The sequence below is a fragment of the Nocardia sp. bgisy118 genome (assembly GCF_057708605.1).
On record NZ_JBYISM010000037.1, the window covers coordinates 78,767 to 90,416 of the forward strand.

The following is an 11,650-nucleotide window of genomic DNA, read 5'->3' on the forward strand; positions in this document are numbered from 1 at the left end:
GGTAGCCGGACAATCCTTCGAGATGGGGTGCGATAGTCGTAGCGTCGTCCTGGCTACGAGGGTGGCGGCGACCGGTCGCCACCACCCCCGGGCGGGTCTAGCGGGGGAGGAAGATCATGCAGGTTGTGGTGGCGTGCGCGACGAGTTTGCCGTTCTCGTCGAGAGCCTTGCTCTGGGCGGTGGCGACCGTGCGTCCGACGTGGATCACCGTGCCCTCGGCGGTGATTCGTCCGGCGTCGAGCGCGACGGCGCGGATGTAGTTCACCTTCAGCTCCAGGGTGGTGTAGCGGGCTCCGGCCGGAAGGGTGGTGTGTACCGCGCACGCCATGACCGAGTCGAGCAGGGTGGCGGCAATGCCGCCGTGGACTTGGCCGAGCGGGTTGGAGAAGTCGGGCTGGGTTTGTATCGACATGGCCGCGTACCCCTTTTCGACCTCGTCGATCCGGATGCCGATGAGCCGGCCGATGGACGGTATGTCGGCGGGCCGTTCCCGCTGGGCCCAGCGAATCAGCTCCAGCCCGGTCATCGAGGTGAAGTCCGAAGTGCTCATGGTTGTTTCCTGTCGATGTCGGCGAAGCAGGCCGTCGGCTGGCTCACGGTTGCTCGGTGGCGATGGTGGCGGGGCGAACGAAGACGGGTTTGTATCCGACCTCGAGGATCGCTTGGTCGGCGCTGTCGAACGGGATCACGTCGCTGATGATCAGTTCCGGACGCAGGCGGCCGCCCGACAGCAGGTTCAGCACCTCGGGCATGTGCGCGCGGGCGTTGCTGAGCGCGCTGCAGAAGTGGATGCCCTTCATATGCATCGCGGGTACCGGCAGTTCGACATCGGTGAAGTAGAACGAGCTGCTCTCGACATGACCGCCGGGAGCTGTCGCCGAGATCGCGTCCCGGAAGGCGCGGCGTGATCCGCCGGAGTGGTTGAGGGCGATCTGATATTCGTGCTCGCCGGGCTCGAACTCCTCGGGAGCGCTGGTCCGGGCGCCCAGCTCGGCGGCGATGCGGCGTCTGTCAGCGTCGCGGTCGACATAATGCACGAGACCGGCGCCGCAGGCACGAGCGACGTCGGCGCTGTAGAGGCCGATGGCGCCGCCGCTCATCACCAGCACGTCGGCGCCGGGATCGCGGCGTAGATGCGGAACCACCGAGCGCCACGCGTCGGCGAGGTTGTCGCCCGCCGAAACAGCCTGGACCGGTGACACGTTCGGTGGTAGCGGCAGTAGTGAATAGTTCGCGAACGGGATTCGCACGAGTTCGGAGAACAAACCGCCGTAGCCGCCGCCGAACGGGATTCCGTAGGCCGCCACACCGTGAGCGGCGGTTGCCCGGCAGTAGAGCGGCAGACCCGCCAAGCATCGGTCGCAGCTGCCGCAGGACACGTGGTAGGGGATCGCGACCAGGTCGCCGGGGGCGATGCCGGTGACCGCGTCCCCGACCTCGACGACTTCGCCTACGCCTTCGTGACCGAGGGCGAACGGTGCGTCGACACCCGGCAGGGGCACCGAGCCGCGGATCACCCGCTGATCCAGGTCACAGGTCGAGACCGCGACGGGTCGCACCAAGGCGTCGGTCCGGCTTCGGATCACCGGCTCGGGATCGTCGCGCCATTCCAAACCTCCGGCACCGTTGTAGTAGAGCGCTCGCATGCTTGCTGCTTTCGTCTCGGTCCGGCGGCACTGCCGGACTGGTTGGGGTATGTCATTCGGTCATGCTCGATGGGTGATGATCGGCGGATGCCCGACATCGACAGGTGTCGCGGATTGTTCGAACGACTCCGGCGCTGTGGTTGTGGCACTGCTGCTCACCCTCGATCGACCGGCGAGTCTCGCTTCGGCCACCGGTGCAGCGCGTGCGGATGCTCAGGCGCAGAACTGTGCCGTTTCGAGAAGCCATAGTTAATGAGTTGATTATTCTTTGGTGCATTGTCACGTTTGCGACGCTAACCATCGGCAGGGATGGGATTGCGACAACGAGACCAGGGTTTGCGACAGAATGTGTGGCCTACGCTGCTGAGAACTGTCCAAGTCGGTGTTCCGACGGGTTGTGCGTAGCCTAGTGCGCTAGATAGTGTCTTGGCCTCGGCTATCGTGGCCCAAGTAGTAAGAATGTTGACTTTGTTGTTAGTCGAGTAGATGCCCGGAGAGGGCTTGCCATGGCCGTCCGGCACGCCTTGCCGCGCCGCCGAATTCATCCCGTGCCCGAGGGCGTCGTACGCAGCAAGGAGAGAAATCCGTTGGCTCAGAGTTACTTCCAAGTGATCGCGCACTACCACGCGCAACCGGAGCACTTGGCGGCCGTGCTCGAACTGCTGGCCCGGTTGCGCGCCGCCAGTCGCGAAGAACCGGCCAACCTGTCCTACGACTACTTCCAAAACGTCGACGACCCAGCGCATGTGGTGATCCTCGAGCGCTACATCGATGCCGAAGGCTTCGCCGCCCACCGCGAATACGAGCACTTCCGGACGCTTGGAATCGACGGAATCATTCCGCGCTTGGACCGCAGGCAGGTCGACGCCTATCCGGTCGTGGCCGACTGACACCGCATTCCGGCACTGCACCGCAGAAGCCGCGCGGGAACAGCGGTGCAACGCTCGGTTGATCCGGCTGCATCCGGCGTCAGTCCGACGTCGACGACCCGCATTCCTGGTGGAGCGTTAGCTGCACCAGGAATGCGGGTCGCCATAGCAGGACGTCCACCGACTTGGACACCTTCACGAGGCGCGTGGCCGACAAGGCAGCACATTCACGCGCGCACTCCATCGGAGGCCCTATCGGCTGTGTCCCGCGCGGGCGTCGCGTGCCGAGGGGGCCGGATCCCGGCTCAGGCGCGGGCGAGGGATGCCGTCCGATCCACGGTTGATTTCGCTTGCCGTGCAAGCAGATACGCCGCGATCGCGGCCGGGCCGGCCATGACGATGCCGTAGGTCGCGCCCGGCACGGCCATGGTTTCGTTCCCGAGCGCCGACACCGCGACCGCAATGGTGAGCGTCGCATTGTGGATGCCGATCTCCATGGACGAGGCGATGGCCTGGCCGGTGCCGACCCCGAACAATCGCGGCACGAAGTACCCGATCGACAGGCTCAGCACCGACAGCGTCAGCGTGATCGACCCCAGTCGCCCGAAATTGTCACGCAGCGTGTCGAATTCGGACATCACCGCTGCGATGATGGCCATGACCAGCACCACCACGGAACCGGCCTTCACCGGTCTGCGCATCCGCTCGGAAAACCTGGGGAAGGCGCGATCGACCCACATACCGATCGCCACCGGCACGAGCACGATCACGATCACCTGCACGAACTTGGCCGGTTGCAGCCCGACGGAGGCGTCGTCGTCCATGAACTCGGCGACCGACAGCGCGATCACGATCGGCATCGTGAACGCCGCGAGCACCGAATTGATCGCGGTGAGCGTGATGTTCAACGCCACATCCCCACCCGCGAGGTGACTGAACAGATTCGCCGACGTGCCCCCCGGCGAGGCGACCAGCAACATCATGCCCACGGCCAGCGCTCCGGTCAGCCCGAACAGCTTGACCAGCAGCAGACAGAGGGCGGGCAGCACCACCATCTGACAGCCAAGCGCGATCAACGCCGCCTTCGGATACCGCACCACCCGGTGAAAATCTCCGGGTGTCAGCGTCAGACCCAACCCGAACATCACCAGCGCCAGTGCGGCCGGTAAGAGGATCGTGAAAATCGAGAAACCCATCATCACTCCCGTTGCGCCCAGTCACCCACCCGGGCAACAAATCTGTGGGTTTGCCTCTTCGACTCCGTCACACGCTGTCACCGGTTTCGTGAATCGACGAGGACAACGCGTCTGCGACCATCAACTGGCCTAGGGCAATACCTCCGTCGTTGGGGGGGACTTGGCGGTGGCTGTAAACCTCGAAGCCCTCTCGTTCGAGCATCGTGATGCAGTTGACCAGGAGGAATTCGTTGAGGAACACACCGCCGGAAAGCACGACCCGCCGTATGCCGGTTTCGCGGGAGATCTCGCCGCACTGCCGTCGCACCATGGTGACCACGCCGGAATGAAACCGACGGCTGATCTCGGCGAGCGATATGTCGGCAGCGAGGTCCGCCGCGATCGCACGGATCACAGGTCTGAAGTCGACTTCGGTTGTGTTGTGCTCGAATTCGTATCCGTCGACCAGGTCGAGGTCGCGGTTGAGCAAGCCCTCCAACTCGATCGGGCCTTGGGCTTCGTACTCGGCATGCGAGCACACACCCAGCAGGGCAGCCACTCCGTCGAACAGCCGACCCATGCTCGACACTTCGGGCGAGTTGATGCCTCGCGCTCGCATCGTCGAATACGCATGTCGGCGGTCCCGTTCGAGGCGACCGATTTCCGGGAAGGCCTTCACTGCCACGTCGATGTCGCCGAACGTGTCCAAAGCAATGGATACCCCGGTTCGAATCGGTTGGCGTACCGCGTGGTCACCGCCGATCAGCGCCAAGCGTCGCAGATGCGTTGCGCGCTCGAACCGTTCGAAGCCCCCGACCAGGAATTCCCCGCCCCAGATGGTGCCGTCGGCGCCGTAGCCTGCCCCGTCGAAGACCACGCCGATGGTCTCTCCGGCGAGTTGATTCTCCGCCATGCACGAGGCCATATGAGCGTGATGGTGCTGGACGAACATCGGATCGCCCTGTTCGCCGATACCTTCGTGCGCACCACTGCCGCGGAACTCCGGGTGCATGTCGTAAACGCCCGCCGCGGGGTGTAATTCATAGAGCGAAGCCAGGTGTGCCGCGGTCTTTCGATGAGAGGCAAAGGTTTCGTCGTTCTTCAGGTCGCCGATATGTTGGCTGAGGTAGACGCGGGAACCGGCGGACAGGGCCACCGTCGTCTTGAGTTCGGCACCATAGGCGACGAGAGGAGCCAGTGGACGGCCGACTTCCACCGGATACGGTGCGTAACCGCGCGCTCTCCGCAGGAATGTCAGTAATGGGCCGTCCAATTCGGGATGTGAGGACAACCGGACCACGGAATCGTCTACTCTGATCTCGATTTCACGGTCGTGGTAGAGGATCACATCAGCGATCTCGAAGAGCTGGTGAAGGGCATCCTCGTTCCGATGGACGATCGGATAGCCGGAGATGTTTCCACTGGTCATGACCAGTACGTCCAAGCCGGATTCGTCCAGGAGCAGGTGATGATGCGGTGCCGAGGGCAGCATCAGACCCAGATTCGGATTCCTCGGAGCGACACTTTCCGGGAGCGAACCGGGGCGCTTGCGAGCGAGCAGGATCGGCCTCGCAGGCGACCGCAGCAGTTCTTCCTCCGCCGCGGATAGTTCCACGATCCGATGGGCGGTGGCCAGATCCCGAACCATGACGGCGAAGGGTTTCGAATCCCGGCGTTTGCGCCGACGGAGCAAGGCCACCGACTCGGCGCTCCGCGCATCCACGGCGAGGTGGAAGCCGCCGACACTCTTGACAGCCGCGACACGTCCTGCCATCAACTCCCGTGCGCACTGCCGCAATGCCGCCTCGCCTTCGAGGACCGTTCCGCGCCTGTCGGCAAGAAACAGACGAGGTCCGCATTCCGCACAGGCATTGGGCTGAGCGTGAAAGCGCCGGCTTTCCGGATCCCGATACTCCTTGTCGCACCTCTCGCACATCACGAAGGAATGCATTGTGGTTTGCGACCGATCGTAAGGTAGCGCGCGAACGATCGAATACCGTGGGCCGCAGTTCGTGCAGTTGATGAACGGGTACCTGTAACGGCGGTCGGTTGGATCGCGCAACTCGGCGAGACAGTCGGCACACACGTGCGTGTCAGCGGGCACCAGGGCCACTTTTGCCCCGGTGTGTTCACTGTTCACGATTTCGAAACTGGTGGCCGCCGACTGCCCCGCCGACGTGCTGAGGGCTGCCACGTGATCGACTCGGGCCAGCTCCGGAGCCTCGCTTGCCAGCTCCTCGCAGAAAAGGTGCAGCGCCGACTCGCGGCCACTCGCCTCGATGAGCACGCCCTCCGGATCGTTGCGAACCCATCCAGCCAGTTGCCGCTCACGGGCAAGCTTGTAGACGAACGGGCGATAGCCCACTCCCTGAACGACGCCGGTAACCCTGATCTGCCAGGTTGCTTGTTCGGTCATGACGATGGGTCAGCACAGCCGGGGCAGCTCTGCGCCCCGGAGAGGTTGCAGCGTCGACTCGTGGCCCTTGGAATCCCGGAGAACTACCGCGGCGCCATGTCGGGAAGTTACTTCGCCGATCGCTGCGGCGTGCCTGCCGTACTCGTGCCCGTGCAGTGCGGCGAGCACGTCATCGGTCGCGTCGGGATCGACAAAAATCGCCAGGCAACCTTCGTTGGCGCAGTGCAGAGGATTGATCCCCAGCATGTCCGCCGCCATCGCGGTCTCGTGCTGGATGGGCAATGCCGGTGCCTCGATCACGATGGCTTTGTCCAATTTGCCTGCGTACTCGTGCAGTACAGCGGAGAGCCCGCCTCGCGTGACATCACGCATCGAGTGAACCGACCCGGCAGGCACGGCGGAGAACAATCGGTCGATCATGGTGTTGAGCGGTGCGCAGTCGCTGAGGACGCGGCTTTCGAAGCCGAGACCTTCCCGGATCGACAGCAGATGAACCGTGTGGTTACCGAGGGGGCCGGACAGGATGACCGCATCTCCGGGGCGCACAGAATCCATCCGCAGGGGCTCCCGTGCGAAGAAGCCGACCCCACTTGTGTTGAGGTACAACTGATCCGCTTCGCCGGCGCGGACGACCTTCGTATCGCCGCACACAATCTGCACACCTGCTTCTCGCGCAGTCTCCCGAATGGAGGTCAGCACACGGAACAAGTGGTCGAACGACAGTCCCGTCTCGAGGATCATTCCGAGCGTGAGATAGCGGGGGGATGCTCCTGATACGGCGAGATCGTTGACGGTCCCGCAGACCGCGATCTTTCCGATGTCGCCGTTGCCGAAGAACGGCGGGTCGACCACGAAGCTATCCGTAGTCATCGCGATACGGCTGCCTTCTACAGGGAGGACCGCGCTGTCCTCCATCTCACCCGCATAGACATCGCTCAATGTCTCCGCGATGAAGTCCACGAGCTCGTTGGACAGTGCCGCACCCGTGCCGTGGTCGAGTTGGATCTGCTGGGTGGTGAGAGTCATGGTGTCTTGGTCTCCTTCCGAGGGAGGCCGCCGTTCTCATCTATCGTCCGAAGGATCTCTTCGGAACTGGCAACCGTGGCGCAGTAACCGTCGAGCCATTCGAGTGCACGCTGACGGTCGGCTTCGAGAGCGGAGAACACGCAGTCGCTCGGCACCCCGACGATGTATCCACGAAAGAATGCGTCGGCTGCCGTCGTCTGAATACAGATCTGTGTTTGCAGACCGACGAGTACCAAGGTCTCGACCCCCAGAGCTTGGAGCCTTTCGTGCAGGTCGGTCTCGTAAAAGCCGCTGTCTTTGCTCCTCTCCTGAACAACATCCTCCGAGTCGAGGAACTGGCGAACCACGTCGGCGCCCGCTGTGCCTCGCAGGGCAGGGACGCGGCCGTCGTACCTCTCGGCGAGGGGATCGTCCGGTTCGTTGAGGAGTTGCAGGTGAAACACGGGATGGCCGCGTCGCCGCATGGCGGACAAGAATCCTGACAAATGCGGAGTGGCCGCGACAATTGCCGCCTCACGCTCCGGATTCTTTCCGACGATATCGTACTGCAGGCCGCTGGTTATAACTGCAATTTTTGACATGCCGACTCCACTGGTAAATGTATGAGCCCGTCGCCGAGCCCTAGATGAGTGGTTCCAAAAGGAAGTATTTTGCAGATCTCAAGCCGACATGGAATTCGGCGAGCTGTTCTTCGCGGTATGCGGGCCAGTTTGCAGGTCCTGGGCGATCCTCGACCAGTTGGCGGCGCATTGTTGCGCGAATTCGATCATATGGTCGCGGGAATGGGGCCGAATGGTGTCGGCTATCTTCTGGGCATCGTCGCTGTTCACTGCGCGCTGATGCAGCCAGCGAAGGAGTTCGCGACCGCTGGCGCTCATCCGTAGCGCTGGGTCACGTGAGAGCAACGCCAGTAGGGCATCGAGATCAGCGGTCTTCTTGGGATAAGGAGAGGGCATACATCGATCGGCCGCGTCCGATAGCTCGCTCTCTGACGCCGATCGTGTACGTGGGGCCTTGTTTTCGTCTGACTGGATGAGCGGATCCTCCCCGCGTTTGAGCCTGGCGCGTACGTCACGAACGGTTGACGGAGAGAGACCCACCTCTTGGGCAATGCTACGCAGGGACGCATCGGGGCGGGCGATGATGAGCTCGGCGGCAGCTTGCCGGGCCGAGTTGGTGTCTACGGGTCGTAGTCGGCCATCACTACCCAAGCGATGGCTCGACCGCGAATTGTCGTCGATAGAGCTCCGGATCGATGCCACCGTCTTGGCGGACAAGCCCGCAGTAGTCGCGATCGAACGGTCCGACCAGTGCGGATGCGTTCTGATAATTCGCTCGGCGGCGGTACGCCGATCGGCCAAGGACAACGGCAGGCCGTGGGTTACGTTTTCTTGGACCCCGACGATGAATGCGAGTTCCTCGGAGCCATCCACCAGATAGGCATCAATATGTGTGAATCCCTTCAGCCGCGCGGCGACTGTGCGGTGAAATCCGTCGATCACTCGCATTGTGGGCCGATGGACGAGAATGGGCGGCAAAGGCCATTCGGCCTCGATCAACCGTTCTATGTGCGACTGATCCTCACCCTCGGATCTGGGGGAGCCGACTGTTAAAAGCGATGCGATCTCTAGAGATTGTTTGACGCGATTCAATTTCGAGGAATGATTCAAGTGCTCAGTCCCCCTACCTTTCGAGATCAGATCTGCTTTCGCAAATTACCGCAGGCGCATCCGTCGGGCAAGTGACTGGCATCGTGGTTGGCGTAGCAAAGATTTGTCTATGGTCCGCGAGGTGAGTCTCAGACGCCCGGATGCATTTATTGGGTCCACAACCTGCTCTGTTCGGGCCGGTAGCGCCGACGCGCTCGGTGCGCTGCGAGGCTGTGCCGATCCACCCATGGGTGACGTCCACCCGGGGGCTGTGCAACTGGGTGGAAGCCGCAGTTGCACAGCATGATTCCGTCCATCGCCGCAGGTCACCTACCTAGCGTGGGTGCACAGACGTACCGGCCTCGCGGCTGGGGAGTCCGGTCGGGCCTTACTGATAGCACCGCTCAGCCGGTAGGGGAACGAATAGTTCGAATTGTTCGAATTGTTCACGGGAGCATCCGGGTGGCAATTGAATTCGTAGAGGGAGTTACGTTTCTGGGACAATCATCGGTCCTGCTCGAATAGGGCCCTCGGTGTACGCTCCATCGGGGCGGTCGGCGGCATGGTGTGCGCATCGGCGGAATCACTTGTGGCAGAGCCCGTTCCGGCAGCCTCTCGCGGAGGCAGTTCTCGAATCTCGTCCGATACCGAAGTGTCGGACGCTCGCTGAGTCGCCGAGGTCGACACACAAAAAGTTGGATCTGCAAGCGGAGGGGGCGCGCCGAGAGTACCGCCCGCGGCTGCTCCGTGACCCGGCCGCTGTGCCCGGTATGGCCATCGAGAGCCCTGCGCTTTCGATTGTGCTGTCTCGCTGAGGAACTCGGTGCAGGGTCCATGAAAGGAAAGAGGGCACCAGATGAGCTATGCCAACCGCAAGGACGATCATGTCCGTCTGGCCGTCGCGCAACAACGCGAGTCGATGACGGGGCGTCGCCCGTGTCCGTTCGACGAAGTGGCGTTCGTCCACCACGCCCTACGGGGCACCGCGGAGCGCGCTGTTTCTCTTGCCACCGAGGTGGGCGGCGCGACCTGGCCCGTGCCGTTGTACATCAACGCGATGACCGGCGGCAGCTCCCGCACCGGCGAGGTGAATCGCGGGCTGGCGATCGCCGCCCGTGAGACCGGCTTGGCCATCGCGTCGGGCTCGATGAGCGCGTACCTGGCAGACAGTTCGGTCGCCGAGACATATCGCATACTGCGCCGCGAGAATCCGGACGGTTACGTCATCGCCAATGTCAACGCCAACGCCACACCGCAGATGGCGGCGCGGGCGGTGGAGCTGTTGCGAGCCGATGCGCTGCAGGTGCACGTCAATGCGATCCAGGAGATCGTGATGCCGGAGGGGGACCGGGACTTCTCGGCCTGGCCGCGCAATATCGCTCGCCTCACGGAGACGCTCGGTATACCGGTGATCGTCAAGGAAGTCGGGTTCGGGATCAGCGCCGACACGGTCCTGCAGCTGGCCGACCTCGGCGTGCGGATCGTCGACGTATCCGGCACCGGCGGAACGAATTTCGCGTTGATCGAGAACGCAAGGAGGCAACGAGCCGACTTCGACCTTCTTGCCGACTGGGGCTTGTCCACCCCGGCCTGCCTGGTCGACGCAGCCGAGGTGGCCCTTCGGCGCGGGCTCACACTGCTCGCCTCCGGTGGGGTGCGAACCCCGCTCGATGTCGTTCGCAGCCTCGCGCTCGGCGCCCGGGCGGTGGGGGTATCCGGACATTTCCTGTCGATTCTCGAAGCAGAGGGCATTGATGCGCTGATCGCGGCGATCAACACGTGGATCACTCGGATCCGGCAGCTCATGGTGCTGCTCGGCGCCGAAACCGTTGGCGCCCTTGCGGACACCGACGTGCTGCTGACCGGCCGACTCGCCGAGATCTGCCGACTGCGCGGAATCGACCCGGCCGCCTACGCCCGGCGCTCCCGGAGTTCATTGCGGCCGATCACGACGACGAACCGCGTCCTCTGACCTACTGGCGGGTAATATGGCCTAAGTTACCCGTGAGTAACTTAAGCCATATTATGATGCGGCGAAGACGAGCGACGCAGCGTCGCCTCGGGAGGGAAAGGTCACTGCATGAGCCCCCTGGTAATAGCGTTGGGTGTCATCTCTGTACTGGTCGGCGTCTTCGCGTGGTCTGGGTTCGTGTTGGCGGTGCGCGATATCGTGCGCACCATCCGGCTGGGCCAGCCGGCCCCGGACCGGTTCGGGCCGTTCCTGCCGCGATTCGCCACCATGGTCAAGGAATTCGCCGCGCACACCCGCATGGTGAAGTTCCGGACCGTCGGCTGGGCACACTGGCTGGTGATGGTCGGCTTCATGATCGGCTTCGTCACGGTCTTCCAAGCCCAGGGGCAGATCTTCAGCCCCACCTTCACGTGGCCGTGGGTCGGTAATACCTTCGTTTATCACCTCCTAGACGAGCTGTTGGCCCTGGGCACCATCGTCGGTGCTGTGGCGCTGATCATCATTCGGCAGGCGAACCACCCGCGTCGGCCCGAACGGCTCTCGCGGTTCTCCGGCTCCAACTTCCTGGCGGCCTACTTCGTCGAATCCGTCGTGCTCATCGAGGGCGTCAGCATGCTGGGTGCGAAGGCATTGGTGCTGGCCTACACCGGTGAGCACCATGCCAGCAGCGACTTCGTCAGTATGCATATCGCCGAGCTGCTGCCCGCGAGTGCCGCGCTGGTGTCGGTCTTCGCCTTCTGCAAGCTGATGGCGGCGCTGGTGTGGGTGATCGTGGTCAGCCGCAACATCAACTGGGGTGTGGCGTGGCACCGTTTCTCGGCCTTCCCGAACATCTATTTCAAGCGTGAGGACGATGGCGGGGTTGCGCTGGGTGCGGCCAAGCCGATGATGTCGGGT

The 11,650-nt window shown here is 63.2% G+C and carries 9 protein-coding genes and 1 pseudogene; 3 read left to right on the forward strand and 7 right to left on the reverse strand.

Going from position 1 to position 11,650, the window contains the following annotated elements; genetic code table 11:
• Positions 1–97 precede the first annotated feature (97 nt).
• Together AC3EO7_RS33520 and AC3EO7_RS33525 are read right to left on the reverse strand one after the other, a co-directional pair.
• Positions 98–550 carry a PaaI family thioesterase gene (locus AC3EO7_RS33520; protein ID WP_435593394.1) on the reverse strand — a complete coding sequence of 151 codons (453 nt, stop codon included), beginning with the start codon at positions 548–550 and terminating at the stop codon, positions 98–100.
• A gap of 43 nt (positions 551–593) precedes the next feature.
• A complete protein-coding gene (locus tag AC3EO7_RS33525; protein ID WP_435593395.1) occupies positions 594–1,646 on the reverse strand; it encodes a zinc-dependent alcohol dehydrogenase in 1,053 nt (350 codons plus the stop codon).
• Positions 1,647–2,233: 587 nt separating this feature from the next.
• On the opposite strand from AC3EO7_RS33525, the gene AC3EO7_RS33530 reads away from it, so the two are divergent.
• Positions 2,234–2,536 carry a putative quinol monooxygenase gene (locus AC3EO7_RS33530; protein ID WP_435593396.1) on the forward strand — a complete coding sequence of 101 codons (303 nt, stop codon included), beginning with the start codon at positions 2,234–2,236 and terminating at the stop codon, positions 2,534–2,536.
• Between the two features lie 284 nt (positions 2,537–2,820).
• Here AC3EO7_RS33530 and AC3EO7_RS33535 read toward each other — a convergent pair whose 3' ends face one another.
• The 5 genes from AC3EO7_RS33535 to AC3EO7_RS33555 all read right to left on the reverse strand — a co-directional run bounded on the left by AC3EO7_RS33535 (position 2,821) and on the right by AC3EO7_RS33555 (position 8,634).
• Complete coding sequence (locus AC3EO7_RS33535; protein ID WP_431962454.1) at positions 2,821–3,711, reverse strand: bile acid:sodium symporter family protein; 891 nt, start codon at positions 3,709–3,711, stop codon at positions 2,821–2,823.
• 67 nt (positions 3,712–3,778) lie between these two features.
• Entirely contained in the window at positions 3,779–6,106 is a 2,328-nt protein-coding gene (gene hypF / locus AC3EO7_RS33540) for a carbamoyltransferase HypF (RefSeq protein WP_435593397.1), read from the reverse strand.
• A 9-nt stretch (positions 6,107–6,115) separates the two neighbouring features.
• Positions 6,116–7,132: a hydrogenase expression/formation protein HypE gene (gene hypE, locus AC3EO7_RS33545; protein ID WP_431962458.1), complete on the reverse strand. Its 1,017-nt coding sequence runs from the start codon at positions 7,130–7,132 to the stop codon at positions 6,116–6,118.
• A complete protein-coding gene (locus AC3EO7_RS33550; RefSeq protein WP_431962460.1) occupies positions 7,129–7,713 on the reverse strand; it encodes a cysteine hydrolase family protein in 585 nt (194 codons plus the stop codon). The genes hypE and AC3EO7_RS33550 overlap by 4 nt, the downstream gene beginning before the upstream one ends.
• A gap of 78 nt (positions 7,714–7,791) precedes the next feature.
• Positions 7,792–8,634, reverse strand: a complete 843-nt coding sequence (locus AC3EO7_RS33555; RefSeq protein WP_488186305.1) for a hypothetical protein — start codon at positions 8,632–8,634, stop codon at positions 7,792–7,794.
• Positions 8,635–9,637: 1,003 nt separating this feature from the next.
• On the opposite strand from AC3EO7_RS33555, the gene fni reads away from it, so the two are divergent.
• Positions 9,638–10,753 (forward strand): type 2 isopentenyl-diphosphate Delta-isomerase, encoded by a 1,116-nt coding sequence (fni, locus tag AC3EO7_RS33560; RefSeq protein ID WP_435593399.1) that lies wholly within the window; start codon positions 9,638–9,640, stop codon positions 10,751–10,753.
• 108 nt (positions 10,754–10,861) lie between these two features.
• A pseudogene (locus AC3EO7_RS33565) lies at positions 10,862–11,650 on the forward strand (Fe-S oxidoreductase); the annotation flags it as partial.

Coding starts and splice junctions, on each gene's coding strand:
- AC3EO7_RS33520 (WP_435593394.1), bottom strand. CDS start 550: ATGAGCACTTCGGACTTCACCTCGATGACCGGGCTGGAGCTGATTCGC.
- hypE (WP_431962458.1), bottom strand. CDS start 7,132: ATGACTCTCACCACCCAGCAGATCCAACTCGACCACGGCACGGGTGCG.
- AC3EO7_RS33525 (WP_435593395.1), bottom strand. CDS start 1,646: ATGCGAGCGCTCTACTACAACGGTGCCGGAGGTTTGGAATGGCGCGAC.
- AC3EO7_RS33550 (WP_431962460.1), bottom strand. CDS start 7,713: ATGTCAAAAATTGCAGTTATAACCAGCGGCCTGCAGTACGATATCGTC.
- fni (WP_435593399.1), top strand. CDS start 9,638: ATGAGCTATGCCAACCGCAAGGACGATCATGTCCGTCTGGCCGTCGCG.
- hypF (WP_435593397.1), bottom strand. CDS start 6,106: ATGACCGAACAAGCAACCTGGCAGATCAGGGTTACCGGCGTCGTTCAG.
- AC3EO7_RS33535 (WP_431962454.1), bottom strand. CDS start 3,711: ATGGGTTTCTCGATTTTCACGATCCTCTTACCGGCCGCACTGGCGCTG.